The following is a 22,083-nucleotide window of genomic DNA, read 5'->3' as shown; positions in this document are numbered from 1 at the left end:
CAGCTCGTTGGTCTACAGCGTTGCCAGCCCCCCTCAGAACAACACCACAGTTCCCACGCCACCGAACGCGGGACAAACGCCGCTCCAGGAGTACCTTCAATGTCTGCTGTACACGTAGTCCGCTTTGAATTTGAGAACGGTATCCACTGGGGCGTGCTTCGCCAGGGCCGTATCACAGTTGTCCCCGGTGTTTTTGAAACCACCGGTGACTTCCTTCGCCAGAACAGTATCGACGACCTCGCTCAACTGAAAGGCGCTGAGCTGGAGGAGGGCGAAGTAAAACTGCTGTCGCCGGTGACCCGTAACCAGCAGTTCGTCTGCCAGGGTGCCAACTATCGGCAGCACATGATCGAGTCGGGCATGGACCCGGATGCGAAGAAATTCAACATGATCTTCACCAAGGCGACGAGTTGCCTGGTGGCGGCTGACAGCGACCTGATCAAGCCGCGCCACGTGCGCTTCCTTGACTACGAGATCGAACTGGGTCTTGTGATGAAGCGCTCGATCACCGGCGCTATTGCTGTCACTGACGCCAATCTGCATGAGTTCATCGCCGGCGTCGTCATCGTCAATGACTACTCGGCTCGTGACATTCAGATTCCCCAGATGCAGTTCTACAAGGGCAAGAGCTACCGCACTTTCGGCCCGGTCGGCCCGTACCTCTGCCTTCTGGATGCCTCGAACATTCATCACCTGAAAGACCTGCAGCTACGCCTGACGGTCAACGACCAGGTGCGACAGAACGACAGCACGGCCAACCTGGTTTACGGCCCCGCTGAAACCCTGACCGAACTCTCCGCCTTGCAAGATCTCGCCGTTGGAGACTTGATCGCCACCGGTACGCCTGCCGGCTGCGCTCTAACGATCCCTTCGCCCGGCAAAATGCGCATTGCAGCCCTTTTGCCAGAAGCCACCAAGTGGAAGCTTTTCCTCAAGGCACAAGAGGGCCGGACGCAGTACCTCAAGGCCGGTGACGTGGTCGAGGCGCGTATTCGCAGCGCCGATGGAGTGGTCGACCTCGGTGTGCAACGCAACCGAGTCGTGGGGGAAGCCTGATGGTTGTGCAGACCCTAAGCGACATCGAAAATCTCGAACGAGTCCCCTTGTCGGAGCGTGGTCTGGCTTGCAGCACTTATGAAGCGCTGCGACAGGCGGCCGAGTGCAACCCCCAAGCACCAGCGCTGAGTTTCTTCGCCGATGCCGCCGATTTCAAGCGCACTCATGAGTGGAACTACTCCCAGCTCTTTGGGGATATTACCCGCGCGGCAAATGCCTTCCATGACCTGGGCATAAAACCGGGAGAAGTGATTGCCTTTATTTTGCCCAATCTGCCGGAAACCCATTTCACGATATGGGGCGGGGAGGCGGCAGGCATCGTCATGGCGATCAATCCTCTGCTTGAGGCCAAGCAGATGGCTGGCTTGCTGAATGCCGCGAAGGCATCCGTGGTGGTGACACTCGCGCCGACTCCAGGCAGCGATCTGTGGCCCAAACTGGCCTCGCAGCTGGATCAGTTACCCACGGTCGGGTCTGTTGTCTGGGTCAGCATGGAACCCTATGTCGCGGAACCTGTACATGAGGCTCTTAAAGCCGCGACATTGAAGGAGCGAGAATTACACAGCGGTATCGCGATCCACGATTGGCGATCGCTGATGAGTACTCAGCCGCACACATACCTGAAGAGCGGTCGTCAAATCCGCCAGGATGAGTGCTCTTCTTACATCTGTACTGGCGGCACCACCGGACTCCCCAAGATCGCCGCCCGTACCCATGGTTCGGAAGTATTCAATGCATGGGCTGTGTCCGCTCATTTGCAGCCACGCAGTGGTGGTCAGGTTATCTTTTGTGGCCTGCCGCTGTTCCATGTCAATGGACAAATGGTGACTGGCCTGATGCCTTGGACTCAAGGCGACCATGTGATCCTCGGGACGCCTCAGGGGTATCGTGGCGAGGGGGTGATCCCGCGATTCTGGGAGATGGTCGAGCACTTCGGTATCAACTTCTTTTCCGGCGTGCCAACGGTCTATGCCGCACTTCTGCAAAATGAATGGCAGGGCCGCGACCTGTCCAGTCTTCGCTTTGCCATGTGTGGCGCCGCACCCATGCCGGCTGAGCTTTTCCGAGGGTTCGAGCGCCGGACCGGGGTGAAGATCCTTGAAGGTTACGGTCTTACCGAGGGTGCCTGCGTCTCTTCAATCAATCCACCCCATGGCGAGCGCCATATCGGCTCCATCGGGATACGGATCGCCTACCAGAATATGCGCGCGGTCTTGCTCAACGATTCGGGAGAGTACCTGCGCGACGCCAACGTGGATGAGATCGGCCTCATCACAATCAGTGGACCGAACCTCTTCGAGGGCTATTTGGAGGAGCGTCATAACCTGGGCCTCTGGATCGATATCGACGGTCAGCGCTGGCTGAATACGGGCGATCTGGGTCGCCAGGATGCGCAAGGTTACTTCTGGCTGACCGGACGCAAGAAGGAGTTGATCATCCGCGGCGGTCACAACATCGATCCGAAGCAAATCGAGGAGGCCCTTCAGGCGCATCCTGCTGTCGCCTTGGCCGCTGCAATCGGCAGCCCCGATGCCTACTCGGGCGAGGTGCCGGTCGCCTACGTTCAACTGCGCCCCGGGCACACCTGCAACGCTGAAGAACTTGAGTCGTTCGCGCATCTCAACATCAGCGAGCGGGCAGCCGTTCCCAAGCGGATTGAAATCCTCGAAGCGTTGCCACTGACTGCCGTTGGCAAGATATTCAAGCCCACTTTGCAGCAGCGGGAGATTGCCAGAGTAGTCCGGCAGGAAGTGGAACGTATGTGCCTGCAGGAAGTTGAGGTAGAGGTGGTACAGGATGGCCGACGAGGGCTAGTCGCATGCATCCGGGCGGGAGGTAATCAGGAGTCCCTGGCCCTTCTTCTAGGGCGCTATAGCTTTCAAGTGGAGTGGCTTCAATGAGGAAGAGTTCGCCTTCGTAAGTTAAACAAACATGCCCTGGTACTAATCAGCCAGGGCCCTTTTCACAACTTCGATCAACTCCAACCGGCACTGACATGTGCACGGGAAGGCCAAGCCTTGCCTGCGTGCAACCAACAAAAAGAATAAGAGGTGGACAATGAAAGTGAGTAACCGTGCGATCCCGTGTTTTTCTGTTAAGCAAGCATTTGCTTCCTGGATCAAGTTAACCGGCGCCTTAGCCATACTCAGCGCTTCAACAACCGCGGGCGCCAATGGCATTGCCCTTAACGAACAAAGTGCAAGCAGTGCGGGAACTGCTTATGCGGGAAGGTCGTCATCCGCGCTGGACGCCAGCACCATCTTTGGCAACCCTGCTGGCTTGACCAAGTTGAAGCGTAGTGAGATTTCCGGCGGAGCCGCGGTTGTCTCGGTGAGCGACGACATTAGTGATGCGCAGAGCAGTGTCGCAGGAACTAATAAAGGGGACTCTGTACCTTTGGGAGTCGTGCCCTTCGCTTATATGTCGACGCCACTTGATGATCGCTTTTCAATGGGTCTCGGCCTCTATGCGCCAAGTGGTTTGATCAATGATTACGAGAACAGTTTTCAGGGCCGTTACCATGGTTCCTATAGCACGACCAAGGAAATAACCCTGCAGCCCACCATTGCCTATCGGATCAATGATTACGTGTCCATTGGTGGCGGACCGACCATAAACCGGTTCAATGCAAAGCTTCAGAATTACCTGGCCACCGGCGCCCTGAACAACGGCGAGGACACACGGGTCACCATCAAAGGCGATGACACGGCACTTGGCTACAACGTCGGCATCTTGGTTGACTTTACTGAGGCAACCCGTTGGGGGATCAACTATCACTCGAAGGTGGACTATGAACTCGAAGGGCATACTGAGGTTTCTGGCTCCCCGAGCGTTATCCCGCTGGACGGAAAGTATGACAACAAGATAGACCTCACTATGCCCGAGTCCGTGGACACATCGATCACCCATCATTTCAATAGTCGCTGGACGGGCTACCTGGGGACCACCTGGAAACGTTGGAGCCGGATCCAGAAGGTCGAGGCAGTCAACAGCGGTCTTTCTCCCGTGGGCCAAGCAGCTGGCATGGGACATGTGATCGAAGAAATGAACTGGCGCGACACTTGGAGCACCGCAGTTGGCGCCTCCTATCAATTGAACCAACAATGGCTACTGCGCGCAGGCTACGCCTATGATCCTTCGCCAATCAGAAATGCCGATCGCAGCGTGCGCATTCCGGTTGGGAATCGCCAAGCCGTGACCTTGGGTGGCGCTTATTCGCCGAACTCCGATCTGACGATAGACTTTGCTTACGGTTATCTCTGGGATTCCAAGGTCTCGGTAAAGCAGGCGAACAACTCCGGTCTTCAACCTGAATACAGTGCCAACTACGACAATAGTGCGAATGGAGTTTCTGTACAGGCTACCTATCGGTACTAAGCGACACGTCTTCCACCTTTAATCGATAAGCAACTATCCCAACCAGACGTGATGCAGTTCTTCCTGTCAATCAGCACCCACTGCCGCGAATGCTTTCGCGGTAGTGGGTGGGTAGTCATTACCTCTAATCCATCTCCATTGAGTTTTCCGCGTGAACCTTCTGGTCTCTCACAATCGAGGGCTTTACCGGATGCTTGACGTTCACGCCGGCGACGTGCCCGAAGCGGACAAGGCGCGTGTTCGCCAGAACCTGGCCCTGATAGCGCAGTTCAAGCTTTAAGGGGTACTAAACCCAGTTTTTGACCCTGAACACTGAGCAAACACACCTGACATGGCGGTGCAATTCGCTGTTTTCATTGATCTGCTTTTCTGAGGGGTTTGCGGAAATGGCTGAAAAGATGCGGAAACGATTGCATCACAGAGGGAGTCCAGCCACCAAACCCCAGAAACGACAAAGCCCTGAAAAATCAGGGCTTTGTCGGTACAAATATGGCGGAGGCGATGGGATTCGAACTCATGGACCTGTTACAGTCGACGGTTTTCAAGACCGCTATTTAAAGCCGCTAAATTCGCGGCTTCTAGCGATTTTCCGTTCCATTACTTTCAGTTTTCGGCATCGCTACAGACCGCATTCTACAAGGGGCCTGCTTTGAGTTATGGAACGGGTTTTCCGGCTATTTTGACGGTCGGGCAATGGCGCCTACACGGCGATAAACCCGCTCGGTGATGTCGCCTTTAGTGTGCCCCAAGAGCAGGCTGGCTTCGCCGACATCGGAGATTTCCGAAGCCGCTTTCGGCCGTATGTCCCGGAACTGAAATCCACCGATTTTCGCCGCCAGCAGTTCGTCGCCGATCTCGATCGCAGCCATCTTCGCTTTCTCTCGAGCAATGTCCCAACGCTTTCTCAGCATCGTCGCAGTCATCCGCTTGCCGTGTCGGCTGACGATCAGGTAGCTCGAAACATGCCGAGCATTGCGCTCGGTTATCTCTGCAATTAGCCGCCCCAGGCTATTCGCCTCGTCACCAGTGGTCATCTGGATACGCAGCTTCTTGTGTGTCTTGTTCTGTTGCACACCCAAATATCCCCCCTCTACATCATCCTTTCGCATCACTAGGACGTCTGCCGGCCGCTGCCCGGTCAGGTAGGCCAGGTCCATCGCGTCTTTCAGCTCTTGAGCTGCCTTCTTGTAAACCGCATCCCAAACCACATCATTCGCGTAATAGTCCCGCGGCGTTTCCTTGTTTTTGCGCACGCCCTGGCAGGGGTTTTCCTTGGTCGTCAGACCCCATTCCCGGGCGATGTTGAAAACGTGGGAGAGGGTGGCGATCTCGCGATTTGCCCGTACTTTGGCCGACCGTGCATCCCGGTACCCGGCAATCGTGGCCGGAGTGATCGAGTCAATTGGTGCGCTGTCGAACATCGGCCGTAGCTGCTTGATCTCCGACAGGTTGTCCTTCTGTGTGCGCGGCGCCTTCTTCGAGACGATGTCGCGGATGTATCGGTCGAAGATGCCCTTCATGGTGCGCAAGTCGAGCGGCTTTTCCTTGGCTTCGAGTTCTGCCCATTTGATCCGGGCCTTGTCCAAGTCCTTGCCCAGTGGAATGTCCTTGCCCAGCAGGTCGCGGTAGTAATAGGCGGTCCAAATGGAGCCATTTTTGCGTTTGCGTGAGCGTTGGTACATCCGTGGGGGGAGGTGGTGATGCTCGGTCTTGCGGGGGCGCATATCAGTTCACTCGCGAGAAATCAGGTGTCCATGCCGGCGCCGCCGGCGGTGGGTTAACGTCAGCGATGACGGGGGAGATCATGCCCAGCTTCATTCGGGCGTACATCCGGCCAACGAGTGGCCGCTTACCGCGGCTTTCGACGAACACCCACTGGCGATCTGTCAACCAGCGCCGCTGGTAGGCCCGAGCCTTGTAGCCGGTGAGATCCGCCAGCTCGTCGTCCGAGAGAATTTCAGTTTCCATAGAGATGCTCCATGCCGCGCGTGGCGGCAGAAGGTGGGGATGGTTACGCCGATCGCTTGCCGTTGGCATCTAGGCGGTAATAATTGCGGCAGTTGCAGCGCGGACAGACCAGGTCTTGTGCTCCGCTAAGCCATTTGCTCGGCACCCTGGCGCGCTCGCCGTGCTGGTGTTTGTTCCGGCAGCGTGTGCACTGCACTTTCTCTTCTTCGAGCATGCGGATTCCTCGCCCGCCGTTCAGCGGCTGGCTTGTAGTTTTAGAAGTGGTAGGGGGGGTGAAAGCTGGTGCGAATTGTCACCTCGACATATCCTTCCTGGACTAATCAAGAGGTGCTGTTATGGAGTTCGCTGGTCCAGAGGAATTAGCTTTATTGAGAAGCTGGGTATGCAACGGCAGAAGCGCTGAAGATGTCACAGGTAATGATGCGACATACTTCTACGACGTAATGTGGGCTTCTGGAAAGGATAAGTATCAAGCTTGGCAGCTTAAGCATTTCCTAATGGAGAAAGACCGCCTTCCTATGGCAGCTTTCAAGCTGTTCGAAGATGTATTCATGCAACGGTGCTGACTCCTATAGCACCACCCGCTTGAATTCGACGACCCAGACCCATGGGTTGGCGTCCCAGTTTTCGGCGTCGTTGATTGACGACCAAAGGCAGCCGAATAATTGCGCCGCGGTCAACGTCTCGTCGAGGTCTGGCGCCGCTCGCAGAAAGTCGACACCCTCGGCTTCGGCCTGATCGTCAGTGATGTCTTGTAACCGCTCGACCCGGATGGCGGTGATCTCTAGCAGGATGCGGCAGGCTTTCCGAGGCATGTGGATCGACGGGCAGGATCGGCGCGAATACCACCACTCCAAATCAGATGGAGCGCCATCGGCGCTATAGGTCGTGATTGAGATGCTGTCGCGACAATCCTCGGCGGTTGTCTCGCGCACCCAAAGCCGATCGCCGCGCCGTCCGTACGGGCAAGGTGCAAACTCTTCGAGTTCCTCGGCGCACTCTGCTTCGGTCGCTCCAAATACGCAGAAGCCGTAGAGCGGATCACGCTGGCCGATTGCGCTCCAGCGCTGGCGCTCACCGGCGGGAATGGAGGTGTCCTCGGTAGGAATCTGTCCACCTTTCACTACCCGGCGCGTGACCGTCTTCCTGCCTTCCAGGATGGCGCGCACCATCGGGGCCGAGAACAGGATCGGCCGTTCTTTGATGTCGTTCATGAGTCACTCCGTACCGGCAAGCCAGGTTGGTTCGGTTGCGGCGGCCAGCCACTGGCGAAGGGTGCCGACGATCTTGGTGCGGTCATCTTCGTCGCACCAGGGCTTGTCGAGCTGATCGTCATCAACCAGCTCGACATCCCAATCTGCATAGTTGATCTGCTCATCACCGTTGGTATTGGCCAGCACGGCAATGGCGCTGTCTTTGTCGAAGGCTGCGACAAAATCGCAATCGCCGACTGCGTAACACTTCAGTACGTTTTCTTCAGGCATGAATGTTCCTTTGCCGCTATAGCGGCGGTGGAGGAGGAGGGGATATAGACGGGCTGCCTTCTTCGCTTGTTAAGGTGACCCTGCTAGAATAGTGGCTCAAAAATCAAATAACTGTCGGTGCTTACCGCTCGTTATAATGGGAGAGGTATGAAATTTAAAAAAGTTGCGTCGATTGATAAAAGAATTAAAGCTTATACAGATATGCTTGCAGATTTGGATTGCGAATTTGACAGTGTTTTGGAATCAACTATCAGTATCAAGCGCAATGACTTTTATTATAATATTGATATTGAAAGGGAGGACTCCAGTTATATAGGTTTTAGCTACTCTATGGCTCTGAATGAGAATGCTGATAAAACAAAGTGGTTGGGTCTTTCTAACTATGTAAACTCAACTTTTAAGCTTGTTAAGTGTTATTTTATTGATGATGACGATTTTCAGTCTGTTATGTTGAGCTGTGAAATGTTCATTTATAATGATTCGGAATTCAAAAAATGTTATGAATTTGCATTTGGAGCGATTGATCATGCCCTTTCTGAGATTTATCAGAAATTCTCAGAGGCGCTTTGATGTATGACAACCATCCAAGCTAACAGGAAGTTAGGAGTTCCACACGCGAGCGCAGGCGGCTTAGGTGCAATCGTAGTTTACATTGCACAAATGGAGGCGGTGGGGAAAGATCTCGGGCAAATACTCATCTATTTATCCCCGGCTATTTCAGTCCTGTCAGCCGCGCTTTTTGCGGAGTTGGAAGTTCAGTATAAAGATTTTTTGCGTGGGCACAAAACAAAATTAAAGTATCAAAAGCTCATAAAGGAGTGTGATTCCGCGCTGGATGATAAACATTTAGATCAAGAGCATAGAAACCAAATTTCAGCGACAAGAAATAAGGCAAAGCTCGCTATTATAGCAAATCATTTTGAGGAATTTTCCAGTCATCTCTCCAGTAATATGAAGCCAGTGTCAAACACTCGGAGACGTGTCAATAAAACTTCGGTGAAGCCAGAAACAGATTAGTTTAAGTTGATGTTGCTGAGTTTTTTTGGCTGAGTTTTTCGGATTGATTTACATAGAGTTATGTAATGATCATTTTCTAAATGCCAATTTACCATGGGCAGTAAGACTGTTTCAGGCCGCTTACTGCTGTCCCTGGCGCACCGCCTCCTGCACCGTCTCAACTACTCGCCGCAGGTACGTGAACTTGTGGTTTTCCTCTTTGGCGCGGTCACCGACGGGGTAGTGCCACTCCTCGCCGAATAGTTCGGTGAGCAGTTCGCTTTGATGCCAGCATTCGTTTGAGTTCTCGATGCTCCGCAAAACATCGATGTCGTGCCAGAGCACGCGGGCTTCACCTTTGCTCAGCTCGCCCAGCTCCCAGTCGTGGCGCCCGGCCTGTTGCCGGCGACGCTGGACGATGCACTTTTTGGCCAGGGTATGCAGCGCGTCACCGCTGAACCGCGTGCTGCTGATACCGCGATCCAAGCAGTTCAGGACGTAGTCCCATCCGCAATCGGCGACGAACTCCGCGACGGTGCGTGGACCCATGCCACCCCGGTAAGCGTTCCAGCTATTGTCCCAGCAGTTGATGGTGATCTTGCCTTGGGCGGTCTGGTAGTTCGGGTTGGATTCGGTCGGGCAGTCACGCCGGCCAAAGTCTTCGAGGAACATGGTAATCGCATCGAGTCGCGGCGCGCCGGTGATGAGCAGCTTGGTCACTGTCGAGCGCTCAACCTTCAGCGGCTCAGCGATTTTGTTTTCTGTGGGCATGGAGACACCTCAATGGTTCGTCGCTGTAGAATCGGACGCAGGTCATAAGGAAGGGTGTTTTATGGGCAAGGTGCTTGCGATAATCGGGGTTTTTCTTACTGTTCTCTATACGGTTTTTGCTTGGTGGCTAGTTGGTGATCGAATTGAAACACTGAGAACTATGGGGCTGAATGAGGTAGGGGACTTTCTTGCGGGTGCTTTTGGCCCATTAGCTATCTTGTGGCTTGTTTTGGGCTTCTTTCAACAGGGTATAGAGCTTCGTCAAGGGACTGATGCTCTTAGGTTGCAGACCCAAGAGCTCAATAATTCCGTTGTTCAGCAATGTGAAATGGTGGCAGCTCAAAGAGCAAGTCTGCAAAATTATGAAAGGTCGCTTGAGCCTTTGCTACATCTGGTTGTTACTAGGGCTGGGTGGGACGACGAAGACGAAGAGTTCTCCGTCGGTCTGACAATAAACAATACTGGAGATTACTGCGAGTCAGTGGTTATTAATTTAATTGGTTTGAATAATACGGTAAGGCGCGCTAACGCTGATCCGATAGTAAATGGTGGTTCTCGCTATACGCATTTTGGCGGGCTCCATGAATGGGAGGATTTCGACGTAGTGGTCGAATACAAAAAAAGAAGCGGCGCGCCTAACTCTCAATCATTTAGCGTCATTCATTATCAGGAGGAGGGCTATGGTAGTAGCTATGGGGTGAGTAAACGCGCATTTTTAAGCTGATTTCACACAATTATCGATCGGTAATAGTTAAGCCGCTAATCGCTGGTAGAGCTCGATGATGTCGGCGGCGTTTGCGGCTACCAGTGCTTCGGCTTCGTCCGGACAGACGCTGTTGCCTATCAGCCGGACCTGGTCCGTTTTGTTGATGTCGCGCCATTCTTCAGCGCCGGTGACCGGGTCAACGAACAGCCCGCGGTCGATGATGTAGCCCTTGTCGAAGCCTTGCGCCGCCTTAAGCTCAGGCGGTTGCAGCATGCGCAGGGTGATGTCCACCAGCACATAGCCGCCGACCATCACCATTTCGGCTGGGTCTTTGAAGTGCTCCGGAAGGTACTCATGCATGAAGGCGGCGCAGCGGCGGGCGCCTTCCATCTGTTCGGGCGTCAGCGTGTCCGGTACCTGCACGACTTCAACCAGCGCAACCCGATCCTTTGTCGGCAGGGTGTGCATCGGCTCGGTCAGCGATATGCCGTCCTTCTCGTTGCCGTAGTACTTCACCAGGTAGGCGTTGGCCAGCCGCTGATTGGCGCCGGACTGGCATATGGTTGAAATCGGGTCATAGGCCGATCGGCCGTCGCCTTTGTAGTATCCGCCGTTCGCCTGTTCGAAGAATGCGGCCGATACAGCATGGTGCCCGGTGCTGGTAGCGACCACGGCAAGGGGGTTGTCAACATCAGCCCCAACCGATCCTTTTCGCAAGGTGACCATGTTCGCCGCGGCTAACGCGAAGTGCCCGCCCTTTACCTGGGCGACTTGCGTGCGCAGGGGCTCGACCGCACTGAAGTTCCGCTGTGCCGATCCGTTGGCGCACTCGGTGAGGAACGGCGCGGCGACTGGCTGGATCAATGCGTGATGCGTGCCGCCAGCGCTGATAGTCGACAGCGCTTCGTCCACGCCGTGGGTGCTGGTGTGCGACTCCGAAGTGCCGCGCATCGGAACAATGAACGGCTTCGCGCTGGTCAGCACATGCCGCCAGCAGCCTTTGGCCACGCGGCGCATTGTGTTCACCGCCATCGGCTTGTCACGGAAAATCGTTCGACCCAGATTGCTCCAGTCGATGCATTCGGCAGCGGTACGCCATGGCTGTTGCTTCGCGGTCGGCACCTTGTGGCGCTTAGGGGCAGGCCAAACAATCGGCTTCCCGTCGCTTCGGGCCACCAGGTACAATCGCTTGCGGATGGTTGGTGTTCCGGCGTTGGCCGCGATACGTTCTCGCCACTCGACGTTGTAGCCAAGGCCGCGCACCAGCGCCTCCATCGGAACGAACTCGCCGATGGCCTGCATGATTTCCGCCATGTCAGGGTGATCGGCGGGCAGCCCTACGCTGATCGCGGCAATGAATGCCTTGAAGGTTCGCCCGCGTTCGGACTTGATAAGCTGCCCTTCGTCATCGATTGGCCCCCAGTCGCAGAACTCTTCAACATTCTCGAGGAAGAGTAGGCGCGACCTAGTGACGAACAGCCAGCGGATGACAACCCACGCCAGGCCGCGAACGCCTCGGTCACGCGGCGCACCACCTTTGGCCTTGCTGTGATGACGGCAGTCAGGGGATGCCCAGATGATCGCCACTGGCTGTCCGCCGGTTGCTTCCCGTGGATCCACCTCATACACATCGGCGACGTAGTGAGCTGTCATCGGGTGGTTGGCGCGGTGCACGGCCAGGGCGATCGGGTTGTGGTTTACCGCCACATCCGGCTCCCGGTACGCCCGGGCAATGCCGGTGCTGGCGCCGCCGCCACCGGCGAACAGGTCAACCACCAGTTCTTTTTCGAATGGCAGGCCCAAGCTCGGCTGGCCATGGATGCACTGGGGTAACTTCTGTTGTGCGGACATAGGGGATCCTCGCCGGTATAGTTCCGGGGTCTACAGGGGAGTGGCATATGGGGTTTGCAAGCGTCTTAAGCTGGATTGAGCTACATCCAGGTCTGGCATCTTGGGTTCAGGCTATAGGTGCCATCGCGGCCCTTGGTCTCGCTTTGTGGATACCTAACCGGCAACGCCGCGCTGAACGCAAAGAGGCTGAAAAAAAGAGAAGGTCAATGTTGCTGGTGTTCTTGGTCGAGTGTGAATGGGTCATAGCCATCACGCAGAGAGACTCTGCTACGTTGGATGTTCGGAAGAAGCTAATTCGCGAGTTACTAGCAGGTGTTCGATTGGTGATTGAGGCAGATACCGATCCTGACAGTGCAGCGGACTGTTTGAGGCTGAAATATAACTTCGAAGGCCTACTTTGGGAGTTGGAGGAGAACGAAGTGGAAATTGAAAAATGGGTAGAATTCACCGATCGTGCGTTAGAGCGAATTGCGACCGTTAAAGAAATCCACTGTGCTGGTATTCAAACGGCGACGAATATCGGTCACCTTTCCCGAGTACCGTGACCGATTTCTAAGCCACCCATCCCCGCCGTGAGCGGTGGTGGCGTGATTCGTTGAAGTGGGGTATTTATTTAGGTCGAACTCAGCATGGAGGGAGGCCGACATGAGACTGCAAAGCGATATCGATGCACTAGCGGCAATCGAAGAAGACGCTCAAATGATGCTCAAGCGAATAGGGATTCCCGACGATAAGCAGAAGCTTGAGGTCGTAATCTGCTTGCGGCAGATCATTGATCTGGCTAACTACAGGAAGGCGATTGACCGAGGTGCTGAGCCTTTGGTGCGGTAGGCGACGAAGCCAGCCGCCCAGCTAACTGGCGTGATTCGCAGAAGTGGGGTATTTGTGTCTGGCCCGGCATGGGGCGAACTAAGAGCAAGATATGAAGCGAAGTGACTTGGTTTTGTTGACGGCAGGGGCCGTTGGTTTGTTTATGGCTGGTGTAGTTTGGCGTCCGGTTTTTGGCGATTATGCGAAGCTAAAAGATGCTCTGGAGTGCATCAGCTATTTAGCGACAGCGGTTGCGGCAATTGTCGCCATCTACACTCTCAACGCTTGGAAGGAACAATTCAGGCACGCTGAGCGCTTCAAGTCACTGAAGGACCTGAAGGACGCAGCCACAAATCTGCATACTTTTCGAGGGTATTTATTAGCCGTGCAAAGTCGTTGCGCTTACCAAATATCTAATGGAGGTGCGGTCAGCGACGAGCTCGATATGTATGAAAAAACATGCAGGGAAAAGTGTCTGTCTGCAATCGAGGCTTACAATCGTGCTTGGGGAACAGCGGTCGTGTTTTTTACTGCAGAAGAAGAGGCCTCGTTCAGCGGACCAGCCAGCGTTTATACATCGAGAGTTTTAAATGATCCCATGCGGATTGTGAACGCCTGCGCGGTGACACCGTTTCCGGTTCAATTGCCTAAATTTATCGCCCACTGTCATACAATCACCGATGAGGCGAAGCACCTTTATGCGAGCACTGTATCCGAACTTGAATGGATGCTCCGTCAAAAATATAGGGTCACCTCAGCGCGATAGTGGGCGAATCAAGCTTCAATGCCCATCTTGGCGAATCGCTCAAGCTGTCGCGACTGCTTTTCACTAATGACGATTTCAGGTCGCGACATGTTGGCGAAGCGAGCGGAGTCTTCGGGCGTTGCGACCCGAGCTGGCGATGGCTTGATGTGGTGGCAAATTGCAATTACGATCGCACCCTTCTTCAAGGGAGTGACTCGATGTTTCCAAGATATTTCCGCTGGATTTCAGTGTTAGGCGTTCTTGCTGCGGTAGCAGTATTCGTGATCTTTGGCCTGCAGGTGTTTAACCGACAAGCTCCAGCAACGGACCTAATCCGGCCGATTATTGCGGCTGTCGCCTTTGGCTGGGCTTTCACTCAGTCCACAAAGGTCTGAGCTGGTTCGACGACCTCGTCACCCGGATCCCGCTTCGGCTCCACCAAGCTTTGGTTCCGAAACATCCGCGCCACGTTTTCGCTTATCTGCACTTTGTGGCGCGGGCTTTCCATCGCCTGATATGAAAGGGTCGGCCCGAGCGCATGGGCGTTCAGAATCAGGTTCTGCACCGCCTCGTTGATTTCCGTGATGCCGTTCCAGGCCATCAGCTCATCAAGCTTCTGCCGGGTGCCGAGCCTGACTCGGTGCCGCAGCTCCTTCTCGTCGTACTCGATCCGCTTCTCGGCGGCCTTCGCCGATCGCTCTTGTCCACTCTTGGCCATGGCCAACCTCTTCTATGCCACTGGCCGGCAGCGCCAGCCAGGTTTGTCGTTTGCGTTGTTGGGTGCGGAAGCGTCTCACGTTGCTTCCTTGACCTGATTCCAGGCTCCGACCACTTCAAAAATCCGCGCTGCATGAGCTTCGTCGAGTGACAAGGACTCCGGAATTGCGATCCAGCCAGAAGCCACCATCTGGCTTTGATTGGCCGAGCCGCGCAGATTCTTGTAACAATGCTCGATCACGTCTTCCAAGTGGTCGGAGAGGTAAACGCCGTCCGGCGCCACCTCAATCGACTTGCTGTAGCGGTCGCCGCGGGTATCAATACAGAGAGCGCTGAGGTAGATCGTCCAGCGGTGGGGGATGCCACAAACTGCCTGGCCAATCTTCCCGGGCGCGATGTTCTTCAGCGACTTGTAATTGATCATGCCCTGGTGATCACTGGGGTCGATGTTCACCACTGCGACGTGGTTGGTGGCCAGCAGAGAGCGACACGATCGGTCGATGCGGGCTTTGAGGTTGTGCGGTTTGCGCTTGCTCATAGTGAGTCCACCATTAGCCGGAGAGCCTTTCGATCAGCGGCTGTCAACGCTTTGGGCTTTCTCTTAAGGATCGTTCCGGGGTCGATTTTCTGTGAGCGGGGAGGCGGCAGCGGGTTGCGCGGCGGGTTTTGCAGTTGGGCGATTTGCCCGCCGGCGGCCAGAAACTCGGCGGTCCGGGCGGAGATCGATTCAGCGTTCTGCCGCTGCTGCTCGACCATGTTGAGGTGGTTGCTGATCATGATCAGGCTCCTAAACGATGGGCTTGCGCCCTGGCTTTGTCCGCGACTTCGTCAACCATGCGATTCAGTTCCAGGTTGAACTGGACCAGCTCTTTGTGCAGGTTGGCGATGTAGTCTTCGTCGCGGTGAATCGTCTCGATGTAGAGCTGACACTCTTCATCTTGGCGTGAATCGAACGACAGAAAGTCCCACCATTTCCGTCCCGTAACGAACATGCAGCCCTGGACCTGCGGCATGTGTTCCTCGGGCATGCCTTCGAGCCAAGTCTTGACGTGTATCGCCTCGTTGAAAGGGCACTTCGACTCGGTGCCACCGTCATCGTTGATCAGGCCGTCTGGCGAGCAGCCGAGCCAGTCGTACTTCGGGTGGACGATGAACTCTGACGGTATGACGATGTTGCCGGTCAACATCTCGTAGGCGTCCTGAGCCTTCTGTTCTTCGGTGTGGCCCCACTTCAAGGAAGCGCTGCTGACGTTGTGCTTGGACTTCTTTGCCAGTCGCTCGAAGCACAGTTCGCGCATGTATGAGGTGCGCGCCCCCATAGGCTCGCGCTTCCCATTTTTGTCAGGCTTCCCCCAGGCAATCACATCTTTAAACCGGCTGGCTGTCACTCGGCCAGATCGGTCTGCTTGCCACTTTTCAGTGCCCTGAAGTTCCGTTCTCACTATGCCGCTTCCCCGACCTGAGACAGGCCGTCGTCGTTGCCAGTCATATCGGTAAAGTCGCCATCAACGGTTGCCGCCATGTTCTTTAGCGCTTCGTGGCATTCCAGGCCGATCGCTGCGCGCTGCTTAGGCTTGAGACCCGCCCAGGCTGTCGCATAGGCTTCGATGTCCTGCCGCTTCGCGACGACCAAAAGGTCTGCGAATACTCCGTCGATTTCCGGCGATGGGGATTTCGGGCCGAACGACACGCCAGCAGCGGCAGCGGTGTTTGAAGCCTGCTTCGCAGGGGTGATATCGATTTCGCCGCCGTACGAGTCTTCGAATTCATCGGGTGTATAGACGCCAAGGATCACGTCAGGGCAGAAGAGGCGGGCCCATTTTTTGGTCACCAGGTAGGCAATCTGCTGCTTGGGGTCTTCCGCCCAAAGCGTAGAGTTCCGGGTGCGGACCTGGGTGAGCAGAAGATCCAGAATGCGTGGCTCGTCTTCGCCCTTGAAGGTTGCCCAGACCTTGATTCCGAGACCTCTTTCGTCGTCAAAGCTCCAGGCCGGAACGCGGTACTTCTTGAACTCGCCGGTGTCCTCGTCTTTCTTGGTCTTGCTGGTGACTTCGCGCATTTTACCGATGACGTTTTCCCAGGCGCCGAACCACTCGAAGTTCAAGCGACCCTTCACGGGTGCCTTGGCGGTGATCACCGCGTTGACGAGTTGAGCCTCATAGCTCAACGCACCGCCGTTGACGATAAACGTCTTCTGCGCAACAGCGAATGGGTTCATTTGCCACTGCATTGCTTGCAGCACAACCGCCATGCAGTCAGCTTGATTACCCTTCAGATGCTTGGGGACAGTTGTCACGCCCTTTGACATCATCAGTGCGAGGTCGCTCATCGACTTCATGGTGCCTGGGTCGAGAATGAGCGCAGCTGCGTTGTGCGATGGATCGTGGTACGTGGCTAGGCCAGTTGGGGCATGGGTGTCTGAGTCAGTCATTGCGCTCTCCGTGGCCGACAAGGAGTGGGTCGGCCGTTAGATGGAAAGGGTGGTTAGAAGCGGATGGCTTGAAGCCAGGCGCGAGCAGTGCCGAGGTCCACGTCGAAGCCCAGAGCTACAACCTCGACAATGTCGTCAACCGATGGGGCGGTCGTAGTTACGTCGTCGGATTCAGCAGCAGCTGCATGCGCGCTGATAGGCGTGACTTCGGCCTGCTCTGCGACCGCGGGGGCAGCCACTGGGGTAGCTGGAATTGGTGCGGCAGCCTGGGCGCGCAGACGGGCCAGCTCTTCCTGGTCACGTTGATACTGCGCGTCGCGTTCGCGCTGCTGGCGCTGTTGCTCTTCCTGCTGCTCACGCTGTTGGCGTTGCTGTGCTTCCATGTCGCGGCGCTGCTGGTCCAGATCGTCCTGCTGCTTCTTCAAACGCAGTCGGTCTTCCTCGGCCCGCTGCTTGCGCAGCTCCTCAGCTTCAGCGTCGGCAATGCGTTGCTTCTCGCGCAGCTCGTCGAGTTCTTTCTGCTGGGCCAGCAGCTTGGCGGCAGCATCTTCTCGTTCAACGGCAGACTTGTGCAGCGTTTCAAGCTGATCAATAGCGTTGTCGCGGGCGATGGTGCCTTCAGCTTCGAACTCGGCATATTCTTCGGGCAGGATCACCGATTCCTTGACGCCTTGCAGAATGGCCGCCACATCGGCAGCGCTGCGGCTTGCATATGCGGCAGCGACAGAGCTGAAGCGGGTAATCTTTGCCCGGATGGCTTCGACACGTTCAGCCTCAACACGCTCGCGCTCGGCTTTGGCATCAGCCACGCGTTTTTCCTCGGCTTTGATTGCTTCGTCGACAGGCGTTTCAATCGCCAACACGCGATCCTTCAGCGTCTCACCGAACTCTTTAACCTGGTTGACGCGAGCCTGGGCATCCTTGACTTTCTGTTGATAGGGAACCAGCGCCGTCTTGGTGGTGTTCGCCAGGGCATAGCGCACGTCGCGGATGTCGACGCGAACTTCCTTCGCATTCGCCAAGCCTTCGCTGGTCGAGCAGTCAACGACCAGCTTCGCGTAAGTCGTTTCCAGACGAACGATCTGTTCCTCGTGCGGCCGATATTCGGCGATGTCGGTGACGGCTACCGCAGGGACTACAGATTTTTGCACATCGTCGCTTTCGCTCATTTCGAGCGATTCTTGTGCTTGTTTAGTATTTGCGGACATGACAGTTCCTTGCGGCGCGGTGCGCAGCCTTGAATGGTGTGAGAGTTATTGAGTGACGCGATCGGCGAGGGCGCTGAGCAGCATCAGGAAAGCGAAGAGGGCGAGGACAGGCAGAGAGCCGCGCCAGATCAGCAGGCGACGTGCCCGCTGGCGACTGGTCACCGGAGCACCCGGTAAGTCGTTTCATGTGGCACTTGGCAGACGCCGGATGTGTCTCGGGTGACGCTGTAGGCCATCAGCACAAGTACCAGGCCGGCGGTGAGAATCCAGTAGAAGATCTTCACGACCGAACCCTCACCGCAATCCGGTGGCCCTTCATGGTCGGCGCCAAGCGCTGCGGCAGGTTGACGACCAGCTCTTCGCGCTTGCGGCCGATCAACTCGTTGAAGGGCAGGCCGAAGCCGAGCAGGGCAATCTTGCGCTCGATGTCGTCAAGCTGTTCGTCGATCAGGGTTTTCACTGGCGCGGCGGTCATGACGCTCTCCCTTGCCGAATATCAAAGGTGCGGAGCAAACGCTCGGTGTATTTGGCGTCTTCGTCGGCGCTGATGATGCTCAGCGTGCGGAAGATGAGGATCGCGGTGTTGGCTGATGCCTTTACTGCGATGGGGGCGCACTGGGGGTCGATCAGGCTTTCGATATAGCCATTGAGCATGCCGATCGCCAAGTCATGGTTGCTGGTACTCACGCTGCGCCTCCTTTTGGCGGACAGACCGTTTCCATTTGCGCCATTGCCAGGCCGATGCGGCGCTTCAGGCTTTTGCGCTCTTCAATTGCACGGGCGGCACGATCAACCAGCGCCTGAGTGCGCATCTGCTCGGCAGCTTCGTAGTCATGGAACTCTTCGGGCTTCGCTTTCTTCTCGCGCCCCCAAGCGTCGTAGCGCCTGTCCCACTCTCGGGCCTGCGCACCGTCTGCATAGCTGGTTGCCATGGTCGCCTCCAGGGTGGCGGGTTAAGCGACTTTCGCTTCGCCGGTGAAGGTGTCGATTACTGCCTGACCCTGGTCCTGCACATCGAGGAACAAAATGTTCGCCGGGGGAAAGATGTCGACACGGCCGTCCGGATACTCGACGACCGCCACGGTGTAGTTTCCAAAGCCGGTATCAGCTTCAATCGTGTCTACACCCCAGTGATGGAACAGCGCTTTACCAGCGCTCTTGAAGCCGGAGCGGGAATTGCCGATTCGAGTCATTACCGGGCGCATCGCGAATACCTCTGTGGTTGATCCAACAAAACTCGGCTGCACTCATCCGTTCCGCTGGTTGCTGTTGGGCGCGGAGGGGAGTGCATGCGGGTGTTGTCGGGAAGGGTGGATGCAGATGGCCGGGCGCGAATCCGGCGAGAGCGGACCCTTTCGGGACGACCGCTCGGAGGGGCAACCAGCATTATCTGGCGCCGTATTAACCTGCGTTTCTCCAGGGCCGCCGAAGCGTTCAACCCAGCTTTCAACGCCGCATCTGCGTGCCGGTAACGTCTCCGGCGCCGAGTTCCACGGTCGTGTTCAGTTCGCCAGCGCTCGATAACAACCGATTCTGGGATTTGATGCAGGTGGGCGGTTATAGGCCGCAGTTTCGTCCGCATCGGAGAGTGATCGAAGCACCAGGGCGCAACCCCTGCTTGTTTCCCGCCGCGTTTATAGTATTGGCCGTCTCGCTCATACCGGCTCAGGAGGTTTCCGGGGCTTTGCGATCCTAGCGCTGCAGCCCGCTTGGGCACGCTTCGATCACTCTCCGATGCGGCCTGGTGTTGGGGAGTACCAGGTCGTCGGGATGCAGATGGCCGAATAAGGCCGCTACGTCTATTTGTTGAATGCCTCAGCTCCCGCTGGTCCGAGGCCACGTCCGCTTTCATCTGCATCCTTCTGCCCACTCATTGAATGGACAGAGGCGATGCTTCAGCCTTCGCGGCTCATCTGCTCGTGGCTTACATGTTCTTCGCTGCAGAACGGCATGCGGTCGTTTCGAACGACTTTGCGTCGACGAACATCGTCATATTCCTGGTAGATGATGTTTCGATAGATGACGGGATCTGCAGGCTTGCCGCAGCGGGTGCATTTCGTTGTCGCTGTTGCTGGTTGATCCATGGTTGCTGCTCCAGTTGATTTCCCGTCTGGCCCTGTCGCCAAGGCCAGCCAGTGAAATCAAATAACCGCCGTCATGGTCTTGGAGCCGTCGCCATGCTCAGTGGTGAACATCATTGGGGCGGGTCGGCCGGCGCGCCGGATCAGGGCATTGGCTTGTGCAAACACTGGGTTGGGTTCGTCGTTGCCGTCGGGCAGCAATGTGCTGCAAACGAGGCTGGAGCAGTCCTCGCCGTTCGGGCCTTCGCCGTCGTGGGCAATGTCGAAGCTCGCCACCATTGCGATGCCCTGTTCCTTGCAGATGCCGATGATCTGCTGCATGAGCGGGCTGATTTGGTCGTCGTAAACCTGTTCTTTGTTCATGGTCATGCTCCGGTTGTTTTCCCAATGCACCCGTCACCAGGTGCATCAGGAAAAGGTCCGTCATACTTGTAGCGTGTTCAGCTTCTGGCGGCAGTCGCGCATTTCCGCCATGCAGCGCAGGCCGTCAGCTCGATCAGAGCCCAGCGCTTCCATTCAAAAATGAAGAAACGAAGATCCATCGCGATGGCGGCGGTTTCAGTGATGAACTGACCTTTCTCATTGCGGTAAACCATGGTGAATCCCTCCTGTTTGATTTTCCGGATGCGCCTGTTTCCAAGCGCATCGAGGAAATCTGTTGTCTCCACCACGCGCATCGCCGGATTCATATCTCTGGCCGTCGTCGCACATTTCGTGTTCGGTGCTGGTACGGCTGGCTTGCGTGGTTTCGCGTACTCACATCTGGTGAGCACGGCCAGTTCCAGAGCTGGCGTGGCATCAACTATTTGTTGCTCGCACTTACCGGCTGAAACCCGGGGTAGTCGATGGCGAGGATCCTGAGCTGTTAAAGAGCGGCGGATCTCTCGACCCTTCGCAGCTGGTCCCGATATGGGGACTGGGTTGCGATGGATTGAAATATAAGCGCACTTATTTTGTTCGTCAATAAGCGTGCTTATATTATTTCGCGGAGGCGATAAAAAACCCGCTCGTAGGCGGGTCCTTTCACGCTTCGTAGAACTGTCGCCATCCGATCCTGACGGCGCCGCCGTCCAGGTGCTCAATGCGTACGCCGCTCGTTTCTTCGATTTCCTGGATTACCTGCCGCCAAGCCTCTGGGCTTTCATCATCGTTGCGGGCGACGGTGACGACCTGGACCTTCTGAACGCCGGGCGCAGCTATCAGACGCTGGATGCGCCTACCAACCAATTCATATGAGTCTCTGGCATGCGAAGCGGGTGACGCGATTTTTGACATGGAAAGCTCCTTGCTATAGCTGTATGCATGTACAGTATTGTTCCTGCCATATTTTGGCAAGAGACATTGGCCTATCTGTTTCGGTAGCCGGGGCTTGCGAGCACCTTTTCTCTAGGCACAAAAAAGTCCGCGCTTGGCAGACTCTATTCAGATTCTTTTATTCGTACGTGGCGCACGGCCACCATTGGTCGCCCAGAGTGCCATCATACTGAACGGTCCCTGTAACCTGCCCTCTACTCCCATAGATCACCACTAGGGGCTCCAATGAGAGAGGCACAGCGAAGACTGGCCATGACCGCCTGGCGTGAGCTATTCGCACTGGCTGGAAGTCAAATGGACGCAGAGGTTAAGTACTTCGGGTTGTTGAGGCGGGCTGATGCCATGGAGCGGGCCGACCTCATCACCAGCGACGAGTGGCGCAAGCTTGTCCAGCAGGCAGGAGCATCACTTGCCAGCACCGCGGAGTGCATGGGCGGGCCAGGGTAGGGTAGAACGAAAAAAACCGGCGCTAGGCCGGGCTCTTGATGCACGTGGCCAAATCCCTTTGGCTGACTGCATTGTGTTTGGTGGATGTGACGAAGGCATGACAGGGCAGAAACGAAAAGC

The 22,083-nt window shown here is 56.1% G+C and carries 30 protein-coding genes and 1 tRNA gene; 10 read left to right on the top strand and 21 right to left on the bottom strand.

Going from position 1 to position 22,083, the window contains the following annotated elements; all coding sequences use genetic code 11:
- The first annotated feature begins 99 nt into the window (after positions 1–99).
- The 3 genes from AC3IUE_RS19405 to AC3IUE_RS19395 all read left to right on the top strand — a co-directional run bounded on the left by AC3IUE_RS19405 (position 100) and on the right by AC3IUE_RS19395 (position 4,434).
- Positions 100–1,056, top strand: a complete 957-nt coding sequence (locus tag AC3IUE_RS19405) for a fumarylacetoacetate hydrolase family protein (protein WP_489263378.1) — start codon at positions 100–102, stop codon at positions 1,054–1,056.
- Positions 1,056–2,957: an acyl-CoA synthetase gene (locus tag AC3IUE_RS19400; protein WP_489263377.1), complete on the top strand. Its 1,902-nt coding sequence runs from the start codon at positions 1,056–1,058 to the stop codon at positions 2,955–2,957. Before AC3IUE_RS19405 ends, AC3IUE_RS19400 begins: the two co-directional genes overlap by 1 nt.
- Positions 2,958–3,114: 157 nt before the next feature.
- Positions 3,115–4,434 carry an outer membrane protein transport protein gene (locus AC3IUE_RS19395; RefSeq protein ID WP_489263376.1) on the top strand — a complete coding sequence of 440 codons (1,320 nt, stop codon included), beginning with the start codon at positions 3,115–3,117 and terminating at the stop codon, positions 4,432–4,434.
- A 490-nt stretch (positions 4,435–4,924) separates the two neighbouring features.
- Here AC3IUE_RS19395 and AC3IUE_RS19390 read toward each other — a convergent pair.
- From AC3IUE_RS19390 to AC3IUE_RS19380, 3 genes are all read right to left on the bottom strand, one after another.
- Positions 4,925–5,013 (bottom strand) — tRNA-Ser (locus tag AC3IUE_RS19390).
- 95 nt (positions 5,014–5,108) lie between these two features.
- Positions 5,109–6,158, bottom strand: a complete 1,050-nt coding sequence (locus AC3IUE_RS19385; protein WP_489263375.1) for a tyrosine-type recombinase/integrase — start codon at positions 6,156–6,158, stop codon at positions 5,109–5,111.
- A 1-nt stretch (position 6,159) separates the two neighbouring features.
- Positions 6,160–6,402, bottom strand: a complete 243-nt coding sequence (locus tag AC3IUE_RS19380) for a DUF4224 domain-containing protein (protein WP_489263374.1) — start codon at positions 6,400–6,402, stop codon at positions 6,160–6,162.
- Positions 6,403–6,737: 335 nt separating this feature from the next.
- Here AC3IUE_RS19380 and AC3IUE_RS19375 point away from each other — a divergent pair, with 335 nt between their 5' ends.
- Positions 6,738–6,968 carry a hypothetical protein gene (locus AC3IUE_RS19375; protein WP_489263373.1) on the top strand — a complete coding sequence of 77 codons (231 nt, stop codon included), beginning with the start codon at positions 6,738–6,740 and terminating at the stop codon, positions 6,966–6,968.
- A gap of 3 nt (positions 6,969–6,971) precedes the next feature.
- Here the strand turns inward: AC3IUE_RS19375 and AC3IUE_RS19370 are convergent, their stop codons facing one another.
- Entirely contained in the window at positions 6,972–7,616 is a 645-nt protein-coding gene (locus AC3IUE_RS19370; protein WP_489263372.1) for a hypothetical protein, read from the bottom strand.
- Between the two features lie 3 nt (positions 7,617–7,619).
- Positions 7,620–7,886 carry a hypothetical protein gene (locus AC3IUE_RS19365; RefSeq protein WP_489263371.1) on the bottom strand — a complete coding sequence of 89 codons (267 nt, stop codon included), beginning with the start codon at positions 7,884–7,886 and terminating at the stop codon, positions 7,620–7,622.
- Positions 7,887–8,033: 147 nt separating this feature from the next.
- Between AC3IUE_RS19365 and AC3IUE_RS19360 the strand changes: the two genes are divergently transcribed.
- Positions 8,034–8,456: a hypothetical protein gene (locus AC3IUE_RS19360; RefSeq protein WP_489263370.1), complete on the top strand. Its 423-nt coding sequence runs from the start codon at positions 8,034–8,036 to the stop codon at positions 8,454–8,456.
- A 3-nt stretch (positions 8,457–8,459) separates the two neighbouring features.
- Complete coding sequence (locus tag AC3IUE_RS19355; RefSeq protein WP_489263369.1) at positions 8,460–8,903, top strand: hypothetical protein; 444 nt, start codon at positions 8,460–8,462, stop codon at positions 8,901–8,903.
- Positions 8,904–9,023: 120 nt separating this feature from the next.
- Here the strand turns inward: AC3IUE_RS19355 and AC3IUE_RS19350 are convergent, their stop codons facing one another.
- On the bottom strand, positions 9,024–9,653 hold the full coding sequence (locus tag AC3IUE_RS19350) for a phiTE_072 family protein (protein ID WP_489263368.1): 630 nt from the start codon (positions 9,651–9,653) through the stop codon (positions 9,024–9,026).
- A 61-nt stretch (positions 9,654–9,714) separates the two neighbouring features.
- Between AC3IUE_RS19350 and AC3IUE_RS19345 the strand changes: the two genes are divergently transcribed.
- A complete protein-coding gene (locus AC3IUE_RS19345) occupies positions 9,715–10,377 on the top strand; it encodes a hypothetical protein (protein WP_489263367.1) in 663 nt (220 codons plus the stop codon).
- 27 nt (positions 10,378–10,404) lie between these two features.
- Here the strand turns inward: AC3IUE_RS19345 and AC3IUE_RS19340 are convergent, their stop codons facing one another.
- Positions 10,405–12,210 (bottom strand): DNA cytosine methyltransferase, encoded by a 1,806-nt coding sequence (locus AC3IUE_RS19340; RefSeq protein ID WP_489263366.1) that lies wholly within the window; start codon positions 12,208–12,210, stop codon positions 10,405–10,407.
- A gap of 47 nt (positions 12,211–12,257) precedes the next feature.
- Between AC3IUE_RS19340 and AC3IUE_RS19335 the strand changes: the two genes are divergently transcribed.
- From AC3IUE_RS19335 to AC3IUE_RS19325, 3 genes are all read left to right on the top strand, one after another.
- The gene (locus AC3IUE_RS19335) at positions 12,258–12,755 is read left to right on the top strand and encodes a hypothetical protein (protein WP_489263365.1); all 498 of its coding nucleotides are present in this window, start codon (positions 12,258–12,260) and stop codon (positions 12,753–12,755) included.
- 100 nt (positions 12,756–12,855) lie between these two features.
- A complete protein-coding gene (locus tag AC3IUE_RS19330; protein WP_489263364.1) occupies positions 12,856–13,041 on the top strand; it encodes a hypothetical protein in 186 nt (61 codons plus the stop codon).
- 91 nt (positions 13,042–13,132) lie between these two features.
- Entirely contained in the window at positions 13,133–13,786 is a 654-nt protein-coding gene (locus AC3IUE_RS19325) for a hypothetical protein (RefSeq protein ID WP_489263363.1), read from the top strand.
- A gap of 355 nt (positions 13,787–14,141) precedes the next feature.
- Here the strand turns inward: AC3IUE_RS19325 and AC3IUE_RS19320 are convergent, their stop codons facing one another.
- The 14 genes from AC3IUE_RS19320 to AC3IUE_RS19255 all read right to left on the bottom strand — a co-directional run bounded on the left by AC3IUE_RS19320 (position 14,142) and on the right by AC3IUE_RS19255 (position 21,477).
- Complete coding sequence (locus tag AC3IUE_RS19320; RefSeq protein ID WP_489263362.1) at positions 14,142–14,483, bottom strand: hypothetical protein; 342 nt, start codon at positions 14,481–14,483, stop codon at positions 14,142–14,144.
- Between the two features lie 75 nt (positions 14,484–14,558).
- Positions 14,559–15,020: a hypothetical protein gene (locus AC3IUE_RS19315; protein ID WP_489263361.1), complete on the bottom strand. Its 462-nt coding sequence runs from the start codon at positions 15,018–15,020 to the stop codon at positions 14,559–14,561.
- A complete protein-coding gene (locus AC3IUE_RS19310; RefSeq protein ID WP_489263360.1) occupies positions 15,017–15,259 on the bottom strand; it encodes a hypothetical protein in 243 nt (80 codons plus the stop codon). Before AC3IUE_RS19310 ends, AC3IUE_RS19315 begins: the two co-directional genes overlap by 4 nt.
- 2 nt (positions 15,260–15,261) lie before the next feature.
- Positions 15,262–15,924, bottom strand: a complete 663-nt coding sequence (locus AC3IUE_RS19305) for a lambda exonuclease family protein (protein ID WP_489263359.1) — start codon at positions 15,922–15,924, stop codon at positions 15,262–15,264.
- On the bottom strand, positions 15,924–16,913 hold the full coding sequence (locus AC3IUE_RS19300) for a RecT family recombinase (protein ID WP_489263358.1): 990 nt from the start codon (positions 16,911–16,913) through the stop codon (positions 15,924–15,926). Before AC3IUE_RS19300 ends, AC3IUE_RS19305 begins: the two co-directional genes overlap by 1 nt.
- A gap of 53 nt (positions 16,914–16,966) precedes the next feature.
- Positions 16,967–18,121: a coiled-coil domain-containing protein gene (locus tag AC3IUE_RS19295; protein ID WP_489263357.1), complete on the bottom strand. Its 1,155-nt coding sequence runs from the start codon at positions 18,119–18,121 to the stop codon at positions 16,967–16,969.
- A gap of 280 nt (positions 18,122–18,401) precedes the next feature.
- A complete protein-coding gene (locus tag AC3IUE_RS19290; protein ID WP_489263356.1) occupies positions 18,402–18,596 on the bottom strand; it encodes a hypothetical protein in 195 nt (64 codons plus the stop codon).
- Positions 18,593–18,808, bottom strand: a complete 216-nt coding sequence (locus AC3IUE_RS19285; RefSeq protein WP_489263355.1) for a hypothetical protein — start codon at positions 18,806–18,808, stop codon at positions 18,593–18,595. Before AC3IUE_RS19285 ends, AC3IUE_RS19290 begins: the two co-directional genes overlap by 4 nt.
- Positions 18,805–19,053, bottom strand: a complete 249-nt coding sequence (locus tag AC3IUE_RS19280) for a hypothetical protein (RefSeq protein WP_489263354.1) — start codon at positions 19,051–19,053, stop codon at positions 18,805–18,807. Before AC3IUE_RS19280 ends, AC3IUE_RS19285 begins: the two co-directional genes overlap by 4 nt.
- Before the next feature lie 21 nt (positions 19,054–19,074).
- Complete coding sequence (locus tag AC3IUE_RS19275) at positions 19,075–19,326, bottom strand: hypothetical protein (protein ID WP_489263353.1); 252 nt, start codon at positions 19,324–19,326, stop codon at positions 19,075–19,077.
- A gap of 690 nt (positions 19,327–20,016) precedes the next feature.
- The gene (locus tag AC3IUE_RS19270; RefSeq protein WP_489263352.1) at positions 20,017–20,205 is read right to left on the bottom strand and encodes a hypothetical protein; all 189 of its coding nucleotides are present in this window, start codon (positions 20,203–20,205) and stop codon (positions 20,017–20,019) included.
- A gap of 57 nt (positions 20,206–20,262) precedes the next feature.
- Positions 20,263–20,565, bottom strand: a complete 303-nt coding sequence (locus tag AC3IUE_RS19265; RefSeq protein WP_489263351.1) for a hypothetical protein — start codon at positions 20,563–20,565, stop codon at positions 20,263–20,265.
- Positions 20,566–20,642: 77 nt separating this feature from the next.
- The gene (locus AC3IUE_RS19260; RefSeq protein WP_489263350.1) at positions 20,643–20,891 is read right to left on the bottom strand and encodes a hypothetical protein; all 249 of its coding nucleotides are present in this window, start codon (positions 20,889–20,891) and stop codon (positions 20,643–20,645) included.
- Between the two features lie 334 nt (positions 20,892–21,225).
- Positions 21,226–21,477 carry a DUF1654 domain-containing protein gene (locus AC3IUE_RS19255; RefSeq protein WP_489263349.1) on the bottom strand — a complete coding sequence of 84 codons (252 nt, stop codon included), beginning with the start codon at positions 21,475–21,477 and terminating at the stop codon, positions 21,226–21,228.
- Positions 21,478–22,083: the final 606 nt, after the last annotated feature.

It is taken from the genome of Pseudomonas sp. GL_093, assembly GCF_057837605.1.
This window is presented reverse-complemented; position numbering and strand designations above follow the sequence as displayed.

Coding starts and splice junctions, on each gene's coding strand:
- AC3IUE_RS19295 (WP_489263357.1), bottom strand. CDS start 18,121: ATGTCCGCAAATACTAAACAAGCACAAGAATCGCTCGAAATGAGCGAA.
- AC3IUE_RS19275 (WP_489263353.1), bottom strand. CDS start 19,326: ATGCGCCCGGTAATGACTCGAATCGGCAATTCCCGCTCCGGCTTCAAG.
- AC3IUE_RS19265 (WP_489263351.1), bottom strand. CDS start 20,565: ATGAACAAAGAACAGGTTTACGACGACCAAATCAGCCCGCTCATGCAG.
- AC3IUE_RS19355 (WP_489263369.1), top strand. CDS start 8,460: ATGACAACCATCCAAGCTAACAGGAAGTTAGGAGTTCCACACGCGAGC.
- AC3IUE_RS19280 (WP_489263354.1), bottom strand. CDS start 19,053: ATGGCAACCAGCTATGCAGACGGTGCGCAGGCCCGAGAGTGGGACAGG.
- AC3IUE_RS19325 (WP_489263363.1), top strand. CDS start 13,133: ATGAAGCGAAGTGACTTGGTTTTGTTGACGGCAGGGGCCGTTGGTTTG.
- AC3IUE_RS19310 (WP_489263360.1), bottom strand. CDS start 15,259: ATGATCAGCAACCACCTCAACATGGTCGAGCAGCAGCGGCAGAACGCT.
- AC3IUE_RS19290 (WP_489263356.1), bottom strand. CDS start 18,596: ATGACCGCCGCGCCAGTGAAAACCCTGATCGACGAACAGCTTGACGAC.
- AC3IUE_RS19385 (WP_489263375.1), bottom strand. CDS start 6,158: ATGCGCCCCCGCAAGACCGAGCATCACCACCTCCCCCCACGGATGTAC.
- AC3IUE_RS19350 (WP_489263368.1), bottom strand. CDS start 9,653: ATGCCCACAGAAAACAAAATCGCTGAGCCGCTGAAGGTTGAGCGCTCG.
- AC3IUE_RS19315 (WP_489263361.1), bottom strand. CDS start 15,020: ATGAGCAAGCGCAAACCGCACAACCTCAAAGCCCGCATCGACCGATCG.
- AC3IUE_RS19395 (WP_489263376.1), top strand. CDS start 3,115: ATGAAAGTGAGTAACCGTGCGATCCCGTGTTTTTCTGTTAAGCAAGCA.
- AC3IUE_RS19260 (WP_489263350.1), bottom strand. CDS start 20,891: ATGAATCCGGCGATGCGCGTGGTGGAGACAACAGATTTCCTCGATGCG.
- AC3IUE_RS19320 (WP_489263362.1), bottom strand. CDS start 14,483: ATGGCCAAGAGTGGACAAGAGCGATCGGCGAAGGCCGCCGAGAAGCGG.
- AC3IUE_RS19300 (WP_489263358.1), bottom strand. CDS start 16,913: ATGACTGACTCAGACACCCATGCCCCAACTGGCCTAGCCACGTACCAC.
- AC3IUE_RS19370 (WP_489263372.1), bottom strand. CDS start 7,616: ATGAACGACATCAAAGAACGGCCGATCCTGTTCTCGGCCCCGATGGTG.
- AC3IUE_RS19405 (WP_489263378.1), top strand. CDS start 100: ATGTCTGCTGTACACGTAGTCCGCTTTGAATTTGAGAACGGTATCCAC.
- AC3IUE_RS19375 (WP_489263373.1), top strand. CDS start 6,738: ATGGAGTTCGCTGGTCCAGAGGAATTAGCTTTATTGAGAAGCTGGGTA.
- AC3IUE_RS19335 (WP_489263365.1), top strand. CDS start 12,258: ATGGGGTTTGCAAGCGTCTTAAGCTGGATTGAGCTACATCCAGGTCTG.
- AC3IUE_RS19345 (WP_489263367.1), top strand. CDS start 9,715: ATGGGCAAGGTGCTTGCGATAATCGGGGTTTTTCTTACTGTTCTCTAT.
- AC3IUE_RS19360 (WP_489263370.1), top strand. CDS start 8,034: ATGAAATTTAAAAAAGTTGCGTCGATTGATAAAAGAATTAAAGCTTAT.
- AC3IUE_RS19365 (WP_489263371.1), bottom strand. CDS start 7,886: ATGCCTGAAGAAAACGTACTGAAGTGTTACGCAGTCGGCGATTGCGAT.
- AC3IUE_RS19340 (WP_489263366.1), bottom strand. CDS start 12,210: ATGTCCGCACAACAGAAGTTACCCCAGTGCATCCATGGCCAGCCGAGC.
- AC3IUE_RS19270 (WP_489263352.1), bottom strand. CDS start 20,205: ATGGATCAACCAGCAACAGCGACAACGAAATGCACCCGCTGCGGCAAG.
- AC3IUE_RS19255 (WP_489263349.1), bottom strand. CDS start 21,477: ATGTCAAAAATCGCGTCACCCGCTTCGCATGCCAGAGACTCATATGAA.
- AC3IUE_RS19400 (WP_489263377.1), top strand. CDS start 1,056: ATGGTTGTGCAGACCCTAAGCGACATCGAAAATCTCGAACGAGTCCCC.
- AC3IUE_RS19380 (WP_489263374.1), bottom strand. CDS start 6,402: ATGGAAACTGAAATTCTCTCGGACGACGAGCTGGCGGATCTCACCGGC.
- AC3IUE_RS19330 (WP_489263364.1), top strand. CDS start 12,856: ATGAGACTGCAAAGCGATATCGATGCACTAGCGGCAATCGAAGAAGAC.